The 18,703-nt window shown below is 67.6% G+C and carries 17 protein-coding genes; 8 read left to right on the forward strand and 9 right to left on the reverse strand.

The window, feature by feature from the left end; genetic code table 11:
* Nucleotides 1–421: 421 nt before the first annotated feature.
* A complete protein-coding gene (locus NV1_RS05920) occupies nt 422–1,594 on the forward strand; it encodes a glycosyltransferase family 4 protein (RefSeq protein ID WP_067886263.1) in 1,173 nt (390 codons plus the stop codon).
* Between the two features lie 112 nt (nt 1,595–1,706).
* On the opposite strand, the gene NV1_RS05925 is transcribed toward NV1_RS05920, so the two are convergent.
* The 3 genes from NV1_RS05925 to NV1_RS05935 all read right to left on the reverse strand — a co-directional run bounded on the left by NV1_RS05925 (nt 1,707) and on the right by NV1_RS05935 (nt 5,364).
* Complete coding sequence (locus tag NV1_RS05925; protein WP_067886266.1) at nt 1,707–2,213, reverse strand: MarR family winged helix-turn-helix transcriptional regulator; 507 nt, start codon at nt 2,211–2,213, stop codon at nt 1,707–1,709.
* Nucleotides 2,210–3,949, reverse strand: a complete 1,740-nt coding sequence (locus NV1_RS05930; RefSeq protein WP_218026921.1) for an FUSC family protein — start codon at nt 3,947–3,949, stop codon at nt 2,210–2,212. The genes NV1_RS05925 and NV1_RS05930 overlap by 4 nt, the downstream gene beginning before the upstream one ends.
* 431 nt (nt 3,950–4,380) lie before the next feature.
* Nucleotides 4,381–5,364 carry an AraC family transcriptional regulator gene (locus NV1_RS05935; protein WP_084525120.1) on the reverse strand — a complete coding sequence of 328 codons (984 nt, stop codon included), beginning with the start codon at nt 5,362–5,364 and terminating at the stop codon, nt 4,381–4,383.
* Between the two features lie 172 nt (nt 5,365–5,536).
* Between NV1_RS05935 and NV1_RS43275 the strand changes: the two genes are divergently transcribed.
* Complete coding sequence (locus tag NV1_RS43275) at nt 5,537–5,713, forward strand: hypothetical protein (RefSeq protein ID WP_157116601.1); 177 nt, start codon at nt 5,537–5,539, stop codon at nt 5,711–5,713.
* A 62-nt stretch (nt 5,714–5,775) separates the two neighbouring features.
* Here NV1_RS43275 and NV1_RS05940 read toward each other — a convergent pair whose 3' ends face one another.
* The 5 genes from NV1_RS05940 to NV1_RS05960 form a co-directional block, all read right to left on the reverse strand.
* Nucleotides 5,776–6,567: an aldose epimerase family protein gene (locus NV1_RS05940; protein WP_245713575.1), complete on the reverse strand. Its 792-nt coding sequence runs from the start codon at nt 6,565–6,567 to the stop codon at nt 5,776–5,778.
* 104 nt (nt 6,568–6,671) lie between these two features.
* Nucleotides 6,672–7,691 (reverse strand): lactonase family protein, encoded by a 1,020-nt coding sequence (locus NV1_RS05945; RefSeq protein WP_067886271.1) that lies wholly within the window; start codon nt 7,689–7,691, stop codon nt 6,672–6,674.
* The gene (locus tag NV1_RS05950) at nt 7,688–9,088 is read right to left on the reverse strand and encodes a sugar porter family MFS transporter (RefSeq protein WP_067886273.1); all 1,401 of its coding nucleotides are present in this window, start codon (nt 9,086–9,088) and stop codon (nt 7,688–7,690) included. The genes NV1_RS05945 and NV1_RS05950 overlap by 4 nt, the downstream gene beginning before the upstream one ends.
* 159 nt (nt 9,089–9,247) lie before the next feature.
* Nucleotides 9,248–10,051, reverse strand: coding sequence for an NAD-dependent epimerase/dehydratase family protein (locus NV1_RS05955; RefSeq protein WP_067886276.1), 804 nt, complete (start codon nt 10,049–10,051; stop codon nt 9,248–9,250).
* A 56-nt stretch (nt 10,052–10,107) separates the two neighbouring features.
* On the reverse strand, nt 10,108–10,953 hold the full coding sequence (locus tag NV1_RS05960; RefSeq protein WP_084525121.1) for an IclR family transcriptional regulator: 846 nt from the start codon (nt 10,951–10,953) through the stop codon (nt 10,108–10,110).
* 231 nt (nt 10,954–11,184) lie between these two features.
* Here NV1_RS05960 and NV1_RS05965 point away from each other — a divergent pair, with 231 nt between their 5' ends.
* The 6 genes from NV1_RS05965 to NV1_RS43280 all read left to right on the forward strand — a co-directional run bounded on the left by NV1_RS05965 (nt 11,185) and on the right by NV1_RS43280 (nt 17,376).
* The gene (locus tag NV1_RS05965) at nt 11,185–12,093 is read left to right on the forward strand and encodes a LysR substrate-binding domain-containing protein (protein ID WP_245713576.1); all 909 of its coding nucleotides are present in this window, start codon (nt 11,185–11,187) and stop codon (nt 12,091–12,093) included.
* A 53-nt stretch (nt 12,094–12,146) separates the two neighbouring features.
* Entirely contained in the window at nt 12,147–13,064 is a 918-nt protein-coding gene (gene kdgD, locus NV1_RS05970) for a 5-dehydro-4-deoxyglucarate dehydratase (protein WP_067886278.1), read from the forward strand.
* A gap of 14 nt (nt 13,065–13,078) precedes the next feature.
* Nucleotides 13,079–14,215, forward strand: coding sequence for an L-talarate/galactarate dehydratase (locus tag NV1_RS05975; RefSeq protein WP_067886280.1), 1,137 nt, complete (start codon nt 13,079–13,081; stop codon nt 14,213–14,215).
* 45 nt (nt 14,216–14,260) lie between these two features.
* Entirely contained in the window at nt 14,261–15,715 is a 1,455-nt protein-coding gene (locus NV1_RS05980; RefSeq protein ID WP_067886718.1) for an aldehyde dehydrogenase (NADP(+)), read from the forward strand.
* A gap of 178 nt (nt 15,716–15,893) precedes the next feature.
* Nucleotides 15,894–17,195, forward strand: a complete 1,302-nt coding sequence (locus tag NV1_RS05985) for an enolase C-terminal domain-like protein (protein WP_067886282.1) — start codon at nt 15,894–15,896, stop codon at nt 17,193–17,195.
* A 28-nt stretch (nt 17,196–17,223) separates the two neighbouring features.
* Entirely contained in the window at nt 17,224–17,376 is a 153-nt protein-coding gene (locus tag NV1_RS43280; RefSeq protein WP_157116603.1) for a hypothetical protein, read from the forward strand.
* Between the two features lie 82 nt (nt 17,377–17,458).
* Here NV1_RS43280 and sepX read toward each other — a convergent pair whose 3' ends face one another.
* Nucleotides 17,459–18,553, reverse strand: a complete 1,095-nt coding sequence (gene sepX / locus NV1_RS05990) for a divisome protein SepX/GlpR (RefSeq protein ID WP_067886284.1) — start codon at nt 18,551–18,553, stop codon at nt 17,459–17,461.
* Nucleotides 18,554–18,703 lie beyond the last annotated feature (150 nt).

An 18,703-nucleotide genomic window follows, 5' to 3' on the forward strand; every position in this document is an offset into this window, starting at 1 on the left:
CGAAGGATGAGAAGATATTGGGTGACCGGATGTGAAACGGCTGTAGTGCCGGCTCGTGTCTCGTAACGGCTCCAGCTCGGGTTCGGCGCCCCGCTTTCCGGTCGGGCGACCGAAGTAGGAAAGCCTTTGCTCAACCTTCGGAACTGGTCATGCGATATACGGACAAGAAGGTCTAAGTATGCGCACTTTATCTACCAGCGGCGAGCAGGAGCCACATTCTACCGGTGCAATTCGGGCACTTCCGTAAGATTTTCGGACATATGATTAGCTGACTGAATGCTGGGTATGTCTCACCCTGGGGTCGCGCCCGGTGAAATGCGGTCGCACCCGTTACCGGAGCGAGAGCTCCAACACCAGGTGAGCGCGATATCCACCTGATGTTCCGATTGGTCGCAGCTTCACACGTTGAGGAGGCAGTACCATGAGTTCCATCCCGTCCGATGCCGATTCACGCATTGTGGGATTCCGACGGTCCGTCGCGCCGCTCAATATCGTCATGGTCGCACCGCCGTATTTCGAAGTTCCACCGTCGGGTTACGGCGGCGTCGAAGCGGTGGTAGCGCAGCTCACGGACGCATTGACCGACCGAGGACATCACGTCACGCTGCTCGGAGCGGGCCGATCGGGAACCAGCGCGCGGTTCGTCAAGGTCTGGGACGACATTCTGGCCGAGCGTCTCGGCGATCCCTTTCCCGAGGTACTGCATGCGCTGAAGGTCCGGCGCATCGTCACCGAAATGGCGCGTACCGAACGCATTGATATCGTGCACGATCACACCTTCGCGGGGCCCTTGAACGCGCCGATGTATTCGTCGCTGGGCATCCCCACCGTCGTGACCGTGCACGGCCCGGTGGACGGTGAACCACAGGATTACTACCGGGCGCTGGGCACCTCCGCGGAGTTGATCGCGATCAGCGATCGGCAGCGGGCCCTTGCCCCCGGGTTGAATTGGTTGAGCCGGGTGCACAATGCGGTGCGGCCGAGCGAATGGCCGTTGCAGCTGGAAAAACAGGATTTCGCCCTGTTCCTGGGTCGGTACGCCCCCTACAAGGGCCCCGATCTGGCCCTGCAGGCCGCACACGCGGCCGATATTCCCCTGGTACTCGCGGCGAAGATGAACGAACCCCCCGAACGGGAGTATTTCAATTCCGCGGTGCGCCCGCTGCTGACCGACCGCGACTGCGTATTCGGTGAGGCCGATGCGGTGGCCAAGCGGCTGCTGCTGTCCTCGGCGCGCTGCCTGCTGTTCCCGATCCGATGGGAGGAGCCGTTCGGGATCGTGATGATCGAGGCGATGGCCTGCGGCACCCCGGTCGTGGCACTGCGCGGCGGCGCGGTGGAGGAAGTCGTCGAGAACGGGGTCACCGGAATCATCTGCGACGACCCGTCCGAGTTGCCCGCCGCCATCGCCGAGGTGGGTCGCATCGATCCGGTCGCCTGCCGACGTCACGTGGTGGAGCGGTTCTCGGTGGACGGACTCGGCGCCGGATACGAGGCCGCCTACTACGCGGCGCTGGAATCCCTTACCGCAGCCCAGGTTCCGGCGGATATCCCACAGCTCGACCAGGCTATGTCCTTCGCGGCGAATCACTGATCGCCCCCGGTATTCCAAGTCCTGCCGGATCGCGGAGCAGGGACCGGACAGATCCATCCATCGATAGTCAGGCGCCCCGTGTCCAGCGCAGGCTGGTCACGGGCTGGTCGGCTCAGTAGTCCACACTGCCCAGCTGCCCCTCGAGCAGGAGCAGCAGATCACCGAGGATGCGCGCCAGCTCTCCCTGTTCACTTGCGGGCAGCCGGGACAGCAGCGCATGTTCGTAGGAAAGCTGTTGCGGGAAAAGGCGATCGATCAGCTCCCGACCGGTGTCGGTGAGCGCGAGGTGGGCCACCCGGCGATCGCGCTGATCGATGCGCCGGTCGACCAGGCCCCGTTTCTCGAGTCCGCGCACCCGTTTGGTAACCGCAGCCGGTGAGGCGAAGGTCTCCCGGGCCAGGCGACCGGGCGTCACCTCACCGTCGATGCGGCGCAGCGCGGTCAGGATGTCGAATTCGGGGCGGCTCAACTCCGCCGTACCCAGTGGGGCATCGGCGACCCGTTGCAGAAGTGCCGCGCAGCGGTTGAGGCGACCGAGCACCGCGATCGGGCCGAAGTTCAGCTCCGGATATACGATCTCCCATTGGCGCAGCACGCCCGCCACCGCATCCTCGGTCATCGGACGAGCACCGGCAGCCGGACCGGAAGTTGAGCCAGCACTTGATGTCCCGATCGTTCGGAGGCGACGATCCGCTCCTCGGGCACCTCGGTGCTCCACCACTCCCCCGCCGCGATGTCGGCGGACTCGCGCACCTCCACCAGCGCGGCCGCGAGCCGACGGCGCACGTCATGATCCGCGCGCCCGGAACTCATCGCCTCGCGGGCACGGGCGAGCACCGCGTCGAGCTCGCGCAGTGCCAACGCCACCCGATCGAAGGCGCGCCGGTTGGGCACGGCGAAACAGATCACCACCGCCACGGCCGCGCCCACGCAGGTATCGAGCCAACGGTCCAGAGCCAGCCGCCCGGCGGGCCGGGTCCCGGCGAACTCGACCATCACCAATGCCATCGGCGTCACGAATACCGACGCTACCCAATAGTTCCGGGAGACCGTCGCCTCGACCACGAGCTGACAGACCAGTGCCACGGCGACCAGCGCAACCGGTTGTGCGGTCAGCGGGATCAGAACGGTGAACAGCCCGACCCCGATCAGGTTGCCGAGCAGCCGTTGCACCGCGCGATGCCAGGACAGCACGGTATTGGCGACGATCAGCACCGCGGCCGTCATGACCGCCCAGTACGGGCGATCCACACCCAGCGCGACCGACAGCAGTCCGGCCGCAGCCGCACCCACCGAAACACGCACCGCGAGTGGGAAGCCGGGCGAGGTCGGCCGGAAAGCCTTCAGCACCCTGCGCATTCCGCTCGGCGCACGCCCCGCCTCGCGTTGCATCGCGATGCCGCGAATCTCGTCCTGTTCGGCGACCAGGCAGTCGACCTCGAGCCTCGACGAGGTCCGGCCGGAACGATCGGCAGCACGCCGGCGCAGTTGGCGTGCCCAGTCGATGAGTCGATCGGCCTCGGCGGATCGATCGAGCGGGTCGGTATGACCGGAGCCGACCAGCAGTGCGCGCTCGGAAGACGCGGCAGCGGTGGCCGATCCGGACCGGTCCGGCGTCGACGGGTCGGGCTGCGCCGCGGCGGCCAGGGATTCGGCCCGAACCAGGAGGCGGATCAGCGCGGTGATCTCGGCGACCCGCTGCGGGGTATCACAGCGAACCGATCGGACGGTGTGCCAGGCGGCATGGCTCGCCGCCGCGGCGTCGTACCGGGCGCGGGCCGCGGCCGGATCGCCGGCCGGCAACCGCGCCAGGCGAGCGGTGGCGGTCAGCGCGCGGGCGACGGCGCACCGTTCGGGAGCGTACGGACGCGTCAGCGCGGGGGCCATGCACACCACCCACGCCAGGGTGCCACCGCACAGTACGAGCTCGAGATGCGCCGGTACGTCGACCAGGCGTACCGGCAGGAATCCGGCGGCGGAAATGATGAAGGTGAAGATGACATTGCCGGGCGGGCCGATCCGGGAGGCATCGCAGATCAACTTGCACAGGCCCGCGAGCAGCGCCAGGACCAGCACCCGAACCACCGCGGACTCGGTCAGCGCCGCGGTGGTCAGCGCGATGCCCACCCCCGCGGTCATCCCGAAGACCACCCACCCGAGGGCACGAGCCCGCGCCGCATAGGGCAGGCCGTGCCCGTAGAGCGCGCAGAGTCCGCCGGCGCACGTGTAGAACGCCAGTGGCAGATGTCCGGCGGCCAGCAGTAACGCCTCCGGAACACCGAGTGCGATCAGTCCACTGACCGCGGACCGCCGCCAGGTGTCGGCGGCCGGGCGCATCCGGAATGCCCCGTGCAACGAGAGCACCTGCCATGCGCGCCACAACATCCGGGCCGAGCGATCGACCGGGCGAAGGTGCATGTGCGGGGGCGGGAACACGCGAGAAGCTCAGCAGATATTTTACCCGGAAAATACCTCGCTGTGCGGCGTCTCACCCTTCGTGTCCCCAGCGAGACCTCGGGGCGCTACAGTCACCGAAACCGGAGGCGAGCCGCGAAACGGCGACAAGCCGAGTGTGTGTGGATTCCCCGGCGCAGTCCCGGAAATGGTGGGTGCCGTGAAATAACTCGTAATTCAACTATTCCGACGGCCGATTGTTCAATGTTGTAACATCGTTACCAAATCAGCGTCGCGAATTGTGAACCAAGCCGATTTCTGACCAATCCCGACCTCACTTTCCGGCCGATCCGATCGGCCGGATTACCGCCATCCGCGCATGAATAATCACGTTATCGGCCACGCGTGAGAGACTGCCGGAACGCCCTCGGCGACATACCGCGCCAGCGAGTGAAAGCGTGTGTGAAGTTGGCGGTCTCGGCGTAGCCGAGCAGTCGGGCGACCTCCTCGACGGTCGACCCGCCACGCAACAACTCCGCGGCCCGGCTCTCCCGGACGTTGTTGAGCAGACCGCGGAACGTGGACCCCTCCGCGGCGAGCTGTCGGCGCAGGGTGCGCGCCGTGACGTGCAGTTCCCCGGCGACCTCGGCCATCGTGGGCACCACACCCGAATCGCGCAGCAGCCGATCGCACACCGCGGCGGTCAACCCGCGACCGGTCCCGACCAGCTGACGCAGCGCCTCCCCGAGTTGCCGCTCCACCATCGCCGCGGTGTGCGGATCGGCCTGCGGCATCGGCTGCCGCAGGAAGGTGCGCGGGATGACGATACTGTTGCGGACCTGCCCGGACAGCACCGGATAGCGATCGAACGGCGGCACCGAGGTCAGTCCGGCGACCCGCTCGGCCGGATCGCGCAAGCCGATCTCACGCACCGGGATGTCGACGCCGAGAACCTTCCCGGCGATGAAGATCAGCATCACGTCCCGCTCGACGAAGTAGGCTCGCACATCCTCCGGAATCGCCTGGCCGTCGACGATGATCAGGACCTCCTCGCCGACTTCCTCGAGCGAGTACCGCGCGGCGACCGGAACCAGATCCTGGTAGCGGATCGCGACGTTGAGCACCGCGCCGGTGGTCGCACTGGCCAATGCCGCCAGACCCGCCAGACCGGCCTTGCCGAGCGTCGCGTGTCGAGCGGTCTCAACACCGAGGCCGGGCTCATCTCCCAATGCACCGAGCAGGTTGCGCGCGACGTCGTATTCCTGATCCGCCCAGAATTGGGCAAACTCGTCAGCCAGATTCTGCTCGGTAATTCCTGTGCCACGTAATAACGTCGAATCATCCAGCCCGTGCGCATGCCCAACCGCGATCATCATTCGCACACTGGCGCTACTGCGGGGGAGTGCGCCGAACGGACTTCCGATAGGAACCACGGTCCGAAATTACCAACAATCAGTCCCCTCGTCACATTCTTCCCCCCGAAAACAGCTTCTAGTCTCATTTCAGGGCGGCGTCATACCCGACGTCTATGAGGAAGGGTAGGGGATCGTGGACAGGTTCAGTACGTGCTGGGTCGAACCCATCGGGCTAACCGCCGAGCGAGCGCACACCATCATGCAGATGCATCTGAATTGCCGCACCGACGAATGCCCCCGTCGCCGGGCCGCGGTACGCACTCTGATCTCGGTCGGGCATCTGGTGCCCGACTCGTCCCGGGTGCACTGACGCGCTCGGGGCCCGCAACCGATCTTTCGATCCGTCACGTGACCGGTTCTCCGGTCGGCCCCCTAGGCCGGAACCCGCCAAGCCCAGGACATCTCGGTGGCCAGCGGCACACCGGGCTCGACGATCGACGGATCGGTGTTCAGCCCGTTCGGCGGCCCCGACTGCGGTTCTACGCAGACGGTGTCGTCCGGTTCGTCGTAGACGACCACCCAGCGCAGTGGGCTGCGCACGGTCAACTCCAGCGCGCCGGGCCAGGTCAGCGTGACCGATACCCCGTCGGGCATGCCGAAGCAGTCGTCCCACGGGCCGGGTTCGGGTGCGATGCGGTTCCCGTCCGGTAGCTGGTCCGCACCGCGTTTCTCCTGCCAGGCGGGGGTGAAGCCGATGTCGACGGGCGCGCCGTCGGCGCTCAGGCGGCGTTCGAACCACGGATGCCAACCCGCCTGTGCGGGAAAGGGTTCCGCGGCCGCCTCGACCGTCATCCCGAAGGTCGCGGTTTCCGGACCCAACTCGAAGGACTGCGTCACCCGGCCGGCGAACGGCCAGGGCTCGCGAAGATCCTGGGCGAGAACGAGTTTGCTTTCCGAATGCTGAACCACCTCCCACGGATGGTCCCGTACCGTGCCGTGGATGGCGTGCGGCTCGGCATTGCGGGGCAGCTGATACCGCTGCCCCGCCCATTCGAGGACGCCCTCGCGCATCCGGCCGCACCACGGCGCCATCGGGAAGCAACCGAATCGCGGGCCGACCCGCAACAGATCGTGCGCGCCCGCGCGGAACCGGGCCATCCGGCCCGTCGCCGGGTTCACCGTCATCAGCGCCTCGCCCGCGCTCATTCGCAGTTCGTCCGTCACCGGGGTCTCCTCGGCCACCCTCGCCTCCAGTCGTCCGGCCGCCGCGCCGGACCCGGCGGGCTGTGCCCCTCATCAGCATTGCACAGCCCGCCGGCACGGCGAGCTCAGCGGAGTTCGACGATCTCCACCCAGTTCGGATCGCGCCCCAGCCCCTGGCGGCCGCAAGTGCTCAGCGCGCCGGTATCCGGATCGATGACGTGAACCGTCAGCGCATCGGATTCCTGCCCCGCGGCGAGCAGGTACCGCCCGCTCGGATCGATATCGAATCCGCGCGGGCAGGTCTCGGTCGCGGTGTGCCCCAGCGGTTCCAGCGCGCCGGTGCCGGTATCCACCCGGAACCCCGCGAGTGTGCTGGAACGTCGCTCGGACACGTACAGGCGACGCCCGTCCGGGGTGAGCCGCACCTCCGCGGCCCACGGTTCGCCGCACCCCTCGGGCATCACCGAATAAGTGGCCATCGGCCTGAGACATCCGGTGCCGGTGTCGAATTCATAGCTGCCGACCGTCCCGTCGAGCTCGTTCACCACGTAGACCCACCGGCCGTCGGGGTGGAACACGAGATGCCGCGGCCCGGCCCCCGGCAGGGTCGGGACATGCGGCGGCACGTTGAGTATGGGCACCCCGGTGACGTGGTCGAACAGATATTGCAGGAGCACATCGCCGCCGAGTGAGGCCGCGAACAGGTACCGGTTCGACGGATCGGCCACGAACGAATGCGCATGCGGCGGCGTGGCGAGAACCGTACTCGGCTCGGCCGCGACGATTCCGTCCGGCCCGATCGGATTCACCGACACGACGCTGCCGGAATAGGATGCCGCGAACAGGAAACGACCGGCCCGATCGACGGACAGATACGCCATGTTGTCCGGCAACCGAATTCGCGCCTGTTCGGTGAGTTCCCCGGTGCCCGAGGCGATCTCGTAACACACCACCGAATATGGCTCCGACCGCAGCGAAGCGTACAGATGCCGATGGCCCGGCCCGGTCGTCAACGGCATCACCGACCCGCCGGTGTGCACCGTTTGCACCGGTTTCAGTGCGCCGTCGTCCTCGAGCCGCAGCACCGAGATCTCGGCGCTGCCCGCATTGGACACATAGACGACCGTCGTCGCCGAGCCGCTCACGCGGCCTCCCGAGCGACGCCGCCGACGCGTGCGCGCAGGTCGAGTTCGATCTGTTCCAGGCTGCGGCCCTTGGTTTCCGGGACGAACTTCGTCACCAGGACGTACAGCACGACGCTGACACCGGCGAAGATGAAGGACGAGGCGGCCAGGCCGAGATGATCGCTCATCACCGGGAACAGGAAGGTGATGGCGAAGGTGGCCGCCCAGAGCACCGTACTGCCGACGCCCATGCCGATACCGCGCACCCGCAACGGGAAGATCTCGGCCATCATCACCCAGACGACCGCACCCCAACCCAATTCGTAGCCGACCCAGTACAGGCACAGCAGCAGCAGGGCGATGATGCCGGTGCCGGTGCCCTTGTCCAGGCCGAGCACGCAGGCGCCCAACAGGATCAGCGACAACGCCATCAGCACATTGCCGATCAGCAACAGCGGCTTGCGGCCCCAGCGATCCACGACCAGGAACACCCAGCCGGTGAACACCAGCTTGACCGCGCCCATGATGATCGATGCCATCAGCGAACCCGAGGTGGCCAGGCCCAGTTGCTTGAACATGGTGGGCGCGTACAGATTCACCGCGTTGGTGCCGGCGAACTGTTGTCCCACGGCGAGAATCAACGCGACGACCAACGCGGGCCGCGCCCACGGTGCGATCAGATCGCGCAGTGTGCCGCGCTGTTCGGAATCGATCCGGATGACCTCGCGGATACTGCCCAATTCGGCATCGATGTCGTCGTTGCGGTGGGTCTGGGTGAGCACCTCGCGTGCTTCGGCCTCGCGCCCGGCCTTGACCAGCCAACGCGGGGTTTCCGGCATGAACATCAACCCCACGAACAGGACCACGGCCGGAATCGCCGCGATGGCGAACATGATTCGCCAGTTGGCCGAGCCCGCGTCGGACAGCGCCCAGTCGATGATGTACGCGATCAGGATGCCGGAGACGATCATCAGCTGATTCAACGTCGACAGCCTGCCGCGCACCCGGGTCGGCGCGAGCTCGGACAGGTAGGTGGGCACGGTCGCCGAGGAGCAGCCCACCGCGACGCCGGTGATGAACCGCCCAACCACCAGCACCCCGAATCCGGGTGCGAACGTGCACCCCAGCACGCCGATCACGAAGACGACCGATGCGACCACGATCGAGGGCCGCCGCCCCCACCTATCGGTGATCCGGCCGGCGAACATGGCGCCGAAGATCGCGCCGAAGGCGACCGAGCCGCCGACGACGCCCTGCGCGACCGACCCCAGATGCCACAGCGGGTTGATGAACAACAGCACCCCGGAGATCACACCGAGGTCGTATCCGAACAGGATGCCGCCGAGCGCACCGAAGAAATAGAGGTAGGAGATGCTGATCCGGCGCCGCTGATCCGGCGCCGTTGCCGAGTACTGCATGTGCTGCTTCCTTCACTACCAAACAAGTGTGCTCAGGGTCACATGCTCGATAGGTGGACGCAATACACATGACGATGCCCATTCGGTATCGCGTAATGCTGTCACATATGTGAACATCCCGCGCATACGCAGCCCTCGGGCCAGGCCGAGGATCCGGCGTCACAACGGGTTGTGCTGCCCCAGCGGAATATCGCAGAACGCACCGCCCAAATAGCCGGGCAATTCACCCGGCGGCACCTGATCGGCGAAGACCTCGGCGTCGTCCAGGGAGTGATAGCCGATCTGTTCCCCCGCACTCTGCGATACCACCGCGCGGGTGTTCGCGGAGATGCCCCACAGCACGCGGAATCCCGGTTCGGCCGTGCTCAGGCAGGACTCGAGCAACCGCGCGCAGTCCTGCGGGGACAACCAGATCGAGAGTTGGCGAACGTCCGTGGGACGCTCGAAACAGCTGCCGATGCGCAGGCAGCTCACATCCATCCCGAACCGCGAATGGTAGAGACTGCCGAGCGCCTCGACGGCCGCCTTGCTCACGCCGTAGTACGTGTCCGGACGTGGGCTGCTGTCGGCGGGCAGCCCGGCGGGTCCGGCCTCGCCGATCCGGCGGAAGCCGACCGCGTGATTACTCGACGCCAGGATCACCCGCGGCACCCCGGCCGCCCGCGCGGCCTCGAGCACGGTGTGCGTGCCATCGATATTGACCTCGAGGATGCGCTCCCAGGTGTCCTCGCGGCTGACTCCGCCCAGATGGATCACCGCATCCACGCCCGCGCAGGCCCGCGCCAGAACCTCGGCGTCGGTGACCGATCCGGTGATGATCTCGACCAGCTCATCGGGCGCGGCGGGTTCGAGCGGCGCGATGTCGAGCAGTCGCAGGGTACGGCCGGGACGGGCGAGCCGGGGACGCAGCAGTGTCCCGACGATGCCCGCCGCACCGGTGATGAGGATGCGCTGATCCGACATGGGTGAAACTCCTCGCTGTGATGCGTAGCGTACGGTGCCGCGAAAGTCGCGGCGGGTCAACGTATTCCGGCGCGCCGCAGCCGCATGGCCAATTCGGCGGCGGCCTCGCGCAACACCTCGCCGATGCGGTGCTGCTCGCCCTCGGTCACCTCGCCCATCGGCATCGAACAGCTCAGCGCGTCGGTGGCCGGGATCCGGTAGGGCACCGCGGCGGCGGCGCAGGCCACGCCCGCGGTCCCCTCCTGCCGCTCGGTCGCGTAACCGCGTTCGCGCACCACGCCCAGCTCGGCATGCAGGACGTCGCGGTCGGTGATCGTGTGGTCGGTGAGCGGATGCAACCGGGCGGGCAGCAGTTCGCCCAGTTCGGCGTCGGCGAGTTCGGCCAGCAGGGCCTTGCCCAGCGCGGTGGCGTGGGCGGGCAGCGCCCGGCCGACCCGGGAGATGAGATGTCCCGAGGTGCGTGATTCGCGGGTCTCCAGATACACCACCTCGGCACCGGCCAGCCGGGCGTAGTGCGTGGTGAATCCGGTCTGCTCGCGCAGCCGCTCGAGGGTTTCGGTGGCGAACGGCATCGCCGGATCGCGGTCGAGATAGGCGGTGCCGCACATCAATGCCCGCACCCCCAGCCGGAATCGGGTGCCGGTCTCCTCGGTCTCGATCCAGCCCGCGTCGCGCAGGGTGCGCAGCAGACCGTGCAGGCTCGAACGGGGAAATCCGGTGGCCGCGTGCAACTGCGCCAGGGATAACCAGGACTGCTGTGCGGCGAACACCTCCAGCAGGCTGATCGCGCGGCGGGCGGATTTCACCCCGGCCGCGGATTCGGCCGCGGCGCCGGTCCCGGCGGCTGAATCGGATTCGGAATCGGTATCAGCACGACGCTCACTGCCGATGCGGCGCTGCATGGCACTCCTTCGCTGGGTGACCCGTGTCTCGGAAGGCTAGTCAGAGCCCTCCGCATTCTCAATCTCGAATACCTCCGGCTTTCGGAAAGTATTCAGATATATGAATCGTGAATGATACCTCTTGGGCATATCGTGATGCTGAAACGATGTTGGACGGGTATCACCGGCTCGTCCTAGCCTGCAAAGGAAACCGATGCCCACACACCACGCCCGCAGCACCGAGGAGCAACCATGACCGGCGACGGAAAGTTGTCCGCCATGTTGTCCCTGGAACAGGTCCGCGGCTTCGTCGTCGTCGCGCAGGAGGGTAATTTCCGCCGCGCCGCGGAACGACTACAGATGACCCAGCCCCCGCTGAGCCGCCAGATCCAGAAACTCGAACGCGATATCGGCGTACTGCTCCTGGACCGGACCCAACGGCAGGTCGAATTGACCCCCGCCGGTGAGGTTTTCCTCGCCGAGGCGCGCCGGTTGCTCGCCCTGGCCGAGGCTGCGCCGAGTACCGCGCGACTGGTCGCGGCGGGCCGGACCGGAACCGTGCGAATCGGTTTCACCGCCACCGCGGGCTTCGGTTTCCTGGGCCGATTCCTCAACCAGATCTCCCGGTCGCTGCCGGAGATCGAACTCGTACTCGCCGAACAGGTCAGCGCCGTACAGTTCGAGGAATTGTCCAGCGGCAAACTGGATCTCGCGTTCGCCCGCCCGCCCTTCGACCGCGCCGAATTCGACGCCCGGCTGGTGCACCGCGAACCGCTGGTGCTGGCCGTGCCCGCCGGGCACCGCCTCGACGCCGAAACACCGATGGCGCTGGACGAACTCGAGGGCGAACGGCTGCTGGTGTACGCACCGGGTCCGGCCCGCTACTTCGCCGAACTCATGACCAGGACACTGGCCGGAATCTCCTACGATCCCGCCGACCGGCTGACCCAGGTGCACACCATGCTCGCGCTGGTGGCCGCCGGGCGCGGGCTGGCCCTGGTTCCCGAGACCGCCAGCCACCTGCATCCCGACGGGGTGCGCTACCGCCCCCTGTCGGGCGTGCGCGAACCCGCCGAACTGTATGCGGTCTGGCGGCGGCATCCCGCCAATCCGGCCCTGCGCCGCGTCATCGACCTGTTGGAGTCCTGGCCGGACGCCTGAGTCCGACGCGTCGGCATACCGCCCGCGAATGCCATTCCCCGAGGAGGAAACCCGTGTCACAGATATCCGCCGAAGATCTCGGCCCCGCGCTGGGGCGCGGGCTGCTGTCGTTCCCGGTCACGCATTTCGACGACGATCTCGCCTTCGACGAGGCCGCCTATCGGGAACACATCGGCTGGCTGGCGCAATACGACGTGGCCGGGCTGTTCGCCGCGGGCGGTACGGGTGAGGGTTTCTCGCTGACCACCGCCGAGATCGATCGGGTCGTGCGCGCCGCGGTCGCCGAGACAGCGGGACAGGGCGTGCCGGTGATCGCCCCGGCAACCGCCGGGACCGCCGTCGCGGTGGAACAGGTCCGGAACGCCGAATCCGCTGGGGCACAGGGGATTCTACTGCTCCCGCCATATCTGACCGAGGCCGGGCCGGAGGGGCTGGTGGAACATGTCGCCGCGGTGTGCGCGGCCACCTCGCTGGGCGTGATCTTCTACAGCCGCGCGAATGCGCGCATCGACGACGTGACCGTCGCGCGGATGGCCGAACGATGCCCGAACCTGGTCGGATTCAAGGACGGCGTGGGCAATATCGAGACGATGACCCGCATCTACGCGCGGATGGGCGACCGGCTCACCTATATCGGCGGGCTCCCCACCGCGGAGACCTTCGCCCTGCCCTACACCGAAATGGGCGTCACCACATACTCTTCGGCGATCTTCAACTTCGTGCCGGAGTTCGCATTGGAGTTCTATCGAGCCGTGCGCGCGCACGATCGCGAGGAGGTGTACCGGCGGTTGCGCACCTTCGTCCTGCCCTACCTGGATATCCGCGATCGCAGCGCGGGATATGCGGTATCGATCATCAAGGCCGGCCTGACCGCGGTGGGCCGCTCGTCGAGCCGGGTGCGCCCGCCGCTGACCGACCTGACCGACGGCGAGCTCGCCGAGCTGACCGAGCTCGTCAAGAGCATTGCCTGACAAGGAGATCCGTTATGACCACTACCCCAGCCGTACTGGACCGGATCACCGGCGTCACGCTCTCCTCGGTCACCCTTCCGTTGCCCACCGGGATCAGTGACGCCAAGGTCCTCACCGGGCGGCAGAAGCCGATGACCGAGGTCGCCGTGCTGTTCGCCGAGATCACCACCGAAGCCGGGCTCGAAGGCATCGGCATCGGCTATTCCAAGCGCGCGGGCGGGCCCGGACAGTTCGCGCACGCCCGGGAGATCGCGCCGGTCCTGCTCGGCGAAGACCCCAGCGATATCGGCAAGATCTGGGACAAGCTCATGTGGGCCGGGGCTTCGGTCGGCCGCAGCGGCCTGTCCGTGCAGGCGATCGCCGCGTTCGACGTCGCGCTGTGGGATCTCAAGGCCAAGCGCGCCGGACTGCCGCTGGCGAAATTACTGGGCGCGTACCGTGATTCGGTTCGCTGCTACAACACCTCCGGCGGTTTCCTGCACGCACCGATCGAGGAGGTGCTCGACCGTGCCACCGCCTCGCTCGAGTCCGGTATCGGCGGTATCAAGATCAAGGTCGGACATCCCGACAACGCGGTGGATATCGCGCGGGTCACCGCGGTGCGGGAGAAGATCGGCGACCACACGCCGCTGATGGTCGATGCCAACCAGCAGTGGGACCGGCCGACCGCGCGAAGGATGTGCCGGGCGTTCGACCCGTTGTCGTTGGTGTGGATCGAAGAGCCCTTGGACGCTTACGATTTCGCCGGACACGCACAGCTGTCGCAGACCTTCGACACATCCATCGCCACCGGAGAGATGCTCACCAGCGTGGCCGAGCACAGCGAATTGATCAGGGCCGGAATCGATATCGTGCAGCCGGACGCGCCGCGCGTCGGCGGCATCAGCCGCTTCCTGGACGTGATGTCCCTGGCCGGTCGCGAACATCTCCAGCTGGCACCGCATTTCGTGATGGAGGTGCACGTCCATCTCGCCGCGGCGTATCCGATCGAACCCTGGGTGGAACACTTCGAATGGTTCGACCCGCTGTTCGACGAACGGCTCGAGATCCGCGACGGGCGCATGCACCTGTCGTCGCGCCCCGGCCTCGGCGTGACACTCAGCGATCAGGCGCGGGCCTGGACCGTCGACGAATTCCGAATTCGATCCTGAAACCGCCCAGCCGACAACAGATTCCAACTACCGGTGGAGGACACAGTGACTACCGAGACGTCTCCCGAGGACATCGATCGCATCGTCACCGCGGCGGTGGACGCCGCGGAACAGCTCGCGCAGACCACTCCCGCCGAACGCGCCCGCTGGCTCGGGGCCGCGGCCGATGCGCTGGAGAAGGCCTCGCCGGAACTGGTCGCGTTGGCGGCGAGGGAAACCCACCTACCTGAACAGCCGCGGCTGCGTTCGGAGATGGTGCGCACCGTATTCCAGCTGCGGCTGTTCGGGCAGGTGCTCACCGACGGTGAATTCCTGCGCGCCGCGGTCGATCACGCCGATCCGGACTGGCCGATGGGGCCGCGTCCGGACATCCGGCGGATGACGGTTCCGATCGGACCGGTGCTGGTGTTCACGGCGAGCAACTTCCCGCTGACGCTGAGCGTCGCCGGGCACGACACCGCCGCCGCGCTCGCCGCCGGATGTCCGGTCGTCGTCAAGGCTCATCCCGGACATCCGGAACTGTCCGCGCGCACCTTCGCGATCCTGTCCGAGGCGCTGCTCGCGGCAGGTGCGCCGGAAGGGACCGTCGGCATCGTCTACGGGCTCGAATCGGGCGTGACCGCGCTGCGTCATCCCGGTATCGCGGCGGCGGCGTTCACCGGATCCGAGGCCGGTGGGCGCGCCCTGTTCGATATCGCCAACGCGCGGCCGCGGCCGATCCCGTTCTACGGTGAGCTCGGCAGCGTCAATCCGGTGGTCGTCACCGAGACCGCGGTGCGCGAGCGCGGAGCAGAGGTGGCCGGCGGGTACGTCGGATCGTTCACGCTGGGTGCGGGGCAGTTCTGCACCAAACCCGGGCTGTTGCTGCTGCCCGCCGAGCACGGGCTGGACGAGGCCTTGCTGGCGGCGGTGACCGCCGTTCCGGCGCAGCGGTTGCTCAACGACCGGATCGCGCACGGCTACCGCGACGGCCTGGACCGGCTGCGCGAACATCCCGCGGTCACGGTGTTGTACGCACCTGGACCGGGCGCGGCCGAATTCGGCCCGACGCTGCTGAAGGTCAGTGGCGCGGACTTCCTCGCGCACGCCGAATCCCTCGACGCGGAGTGCTTCGGCCCCGTCTCGCTGATCGTGGAATACGCGGGCGCGGACGAACTGCGTTCCCTGCTGCGCCACCTCGAACCGGGCCTCACCGCCACGGTGCACGCCCAGGACTCCGACGCCGACACCGTCCGCGCCCTGCTCCCGGCGCTCACCCGTCTGGCCGGACGCCTGATCTGGAACAGCTGGCCCACCGGCATCACGCTGTCCTGGGCCCAGCAGCACGGCGGCCCCTATCCCGCCACCACGACTCCCCAGTTCACCTCCATGGGCACCGCCGCCATCGACCGCTTCCTGCGTCCCGTCGCCTGGCAGGGCTTTCCCGAAGCTCTCCTCCCACCCCCGCTCCAGGACGCGAACCCCTGGAATCTGCCCCGTCGCGTCGACGGGGTGCGCTGATGGAAGGTGCATCGGTCAGCGACACAGCTCTCTCGATCACTCACACGGCCTTTCCCTGCGATCGCCCGCCCGCTCGCGCCAGAGCTCGTCGCGAGTCCGTTGCCGTCGGTGTGGGGAGCCCACGACTGCCCGAGGCCGAAGCGCGCAATCGTCACCCACTAATCGATGGAGCACACCGATGACCGACGAATTACACACCGGTACAGCACTTCCCGCGATCACCGACGTCCGGCTGACGCCGATCCTGATCGCCGATCCGCCGCTGTTGAATCTGTCGGGAGTGCATCAGCCGTACACGCCACGACTGATCGTGGAGGTCGAAATCGAGGGCGGGATCGTCGGGCTCGGTGAAACCTACGGCGACACCGTGTATTTCGAGCGTGCCACGGCACTCGCGCCGCAGCTGGCCGGGCGGTCGATCGGGGCGGTCAACTCGATCGGCGGCATCGGGCGGGGAGCGAGCACGCTACTGGACGCGCAGCCCGCGGCCAGCGGGTTGCGGGGCGCGCTGACCACGGACAAGGTCCGGTTGAGCGTGCTGTCCGCACTCGAAGTCGCCGCGCTCGACGCGCTGGGACAACATCTCGGCGTGCCGGTGCACACGTTGCTGGGCGGCAAGGTGCGCGATCGGGTCGAGTACTCCGGATACCTGTTCTACAAATGGGCCGAGCATCCGATCGGTGACGCACCCACCGACGAGTGGGGCGCGGCGCTGGATCCCGCGGGTGTGGTTCAACTGGCGCGAAAGTTCTTCGAGTACGGCGGTTTCCGGTCGTTCAAACTCAAGGGCGGAGTCATGCCGCCGGACGAGGAGATCGCGGCGATCCGGGCGCTGGCGGCCGAATTCCCGGGCATGCCACTGCGTTTGGATCCCAACGGGGGCTGGTCGTTGAAGACCGCGCTGCACGTCGCCGAGGAGCTCACCGGGGTGGTCGAATACCTGGAGGATCCCGCGGCCACGGTGGACGAGATGGCCGAGGTACATCGACTCACCGGAATACCGTTGGCCACCAATATGATCGTGACCGCACTGGACGAGGTGAAGCCCGCCTTCGACCGCGACGCGGTGCAGATCGTCCTGTCGGACCATCACTACTGGGGCGGTCTGTTCGCCACTCGCGATCTGGCCGCGGTGTGCCGCGCGTACGGCCGGGGCCTGTCCATGCATTCCAACACCCACCTGGGGATCAGCCTGGCCGCGATGACCCATGTCGCGGCCACCGTGCCGGATCTGGAATACGCCTGCGACAGCCACTACCCGTGGCAGCGCGAGGACGTGATCACCGAGCGGATCACCTTCACCGAGGGCGCGGTCACCGTCCCGGACGCACCCGGCCTGGGCGTCACGCTCGACCGGGAGGCGGTCGCCCGCCTGCACGAACGCTGGAACGCCATGCCGCAGCTGCGCGACCGCGACGATATCGCCGCCATGCGCCGAGCCGACCCGGGGTTCGAGGACCCGGGCATCCCGAAATACTGAGTCGGCGAACCCGGGAATCCCCTCGTCTGTGCCCTCGCCGTCGACGCCCTCGCCGTCGCGCGATCGCCTTCACCGGCCCGGCCGCACCTCGCTCGACCGCGGCCGCCCCTGGCAGCGCTCGGGCGCGGTGTGGGGCCTGGGCGCGGTAGTGGCCGCGGTGATCACCCCGACGGTCGAGTAATCGCGCCGACACCTACGCCCGCAGTGCATTCGGCCCGGCCGGTGGAAGCTCTCCACTGACCGGGCCGATCGGCTGCGGATGGCTATTCGCCTGCGGCGCGGGCGATTTCGCCCCCCGCCGCGCGGGCGCGGGTGGCGCGGGCCGCAGCGGCGTCGAAGGTCTCCAGGAAGTCGAAGGCCGGGTCCTCGTCGTCGATATCCATCACGACGGCGCGGCGACGCAGATCACCGGCATCGTCACGGCCCGGTTCGGTCCCGGCGGGGCGGGCCGAGTCGCGGGCGGTCGCGGGCCGCGCGCCACGAGACAGCCGGGACGACCGGCGCCGCCGGATCTCCTCCTCGAAACGCACCTGGCGGCGCAGGTAGAACAGATACCCCGCGAGCACCAGGCCGGACAGACCGCATCCCCACCACAACAGCGGCGAGACCACCAGCGAAAACGCACCGAACAGCAAGGCGCTCAACGCCAATGCGAGCGTCATACGCTGCCGGAACCGGTAGCGGGCCGCGCGGGCCATCGCGTCGGCCTCCGGATCGTAGCCGCCGCGACCTCGCCGGTTCGATATGAAACGTCCTGTCGCGGAGACGAGTTCGTCATCGATCAGATCCGTCTCGGCAGCCGCGCATTCGGCGCCATCGGCCTCGGGCAGATCCGCCGCCCCGGATACCGTGCGCGCCGGAGGGATTCGCGCGTTCATCGGGGCGGGCTCATCCGCCACCGCTCCGGAATCGTCCATCACACCCGACTCGACGTCCACGACCTCGGCCGCCGCGGTGCCGACATCCTCGCGAGCGATGTCCACTCCGCCGATTTCGGCTTCGCCCGACTCGCCGACCTCGGCCTCGATGACCTCACCGACGCCGCCACCCGCTCGGGTACCGCTGCTGTCGTCGTGCTCGGTGACGGGCTCGTCGGCCGAAGTCGTCATCCGATCCTCCGCATCATCGCCGTGTACAAGCCTTCTCTGCACTCGTGTGGGCACCCAGTCCGGATCCGAGTCGTGCCCGGAGGCAGGCCCCGACTTGGCGCGTCGTCTGGTGCCACCCCGATGAAGTACCCGGGTGGCCAGGGCGGTATCGGTGGTACGCCGAATGCGCGGATACCGCGCGGCGAGCATCGGGAACAGCACGAAGACCCAGAGGACCACCAAGCCGACCCACAAGATCGAATTCGGCACTGCGCCCGCACCTCCGTCCCCGCCAGGCTGTCGACCCTGCGACAGATTTCGCGACCTGCTCGTACATCGCCGACATGCTGCCGACCGTTCCCGCACCGTGTCCCGGAACTGCGGAAAGGGTTGTACCGCCGCATGTTCGGGCCACTGCAC

The organism is Nocardia vaccinii NBRC 15922 (genome assembly GCF_001613305.1).
Lineage (GTDB): Bacteria > Actinomycetota > Actinomycetes > Mycobacteriales > Mycobacteriaceae > Nocardia > Nocardia vaccinii.

Bases quoted from the DNA above. Each gene is read 5' to 3' on its own strand.
- NV1_RS05955 (WP_067886276.1), bottom strand. From the start codon at position 10,051: ATGTCGGATCAGCGCATCCTCATCACCGGTGCGGCGGGCATCGTCGGG.
- NV1_RS05950 (WP_067886273.1), bottom strand. From the start codon at position 9,088: ATGCAGTACTCGGCAACGGCGCCGGATCAGCGGCGCCGGATCAGCATC.
- NV1_RS05925 (WP_067886266.1), bottom strand. From the start codon at position 2,213: ATGACCGAGGATGCGGTGGCGGGCGTGCTGCGCCAATGGGAGATCGTA.
- NV1_RS05920 (WP_067886263.1), top strand. From the start codon at position 422: ATGAGTTCCATCCCGTCCGATGCCGATTCACGCATTGTGGGATTCCGA.
- NV1_RS05975 (WP_067886280.1), top strand. From the start codon at position 13,079: ATGACCACTACCCCAGCCGTACTGGACCGGATCACCGGCGTCACGCTC.
- NV1_RS05960 (WP_084525121.1), bottom strand. From the start codon at position 10,953: ATGCAGCGCCGCATCGGCAGTGAGCGTCGTGCTGATACCGATTCCGAA.
- NV1_RS05965 (WP_245713576.1), top strand. From the start codon at position 11,185: ATGACCGGCGACGGAAAGTTGTCCGCCATGTTGTCCCTGGAACAGGTC.
- NV1_RS05985 (WP_067886282.1), top strand. From the start codon at position 15,894: ATGACCGACGAATTACACACCGGTACAGCACTTCCCGCGATCACCGAC.
- NV1_RS05935 (WP_084525120.1), bottom strand. From the start codon at position 5,364: ATGATGATCGCGGTTGGGCATGCGCACGGGCTGGATGATTCGACGTTA.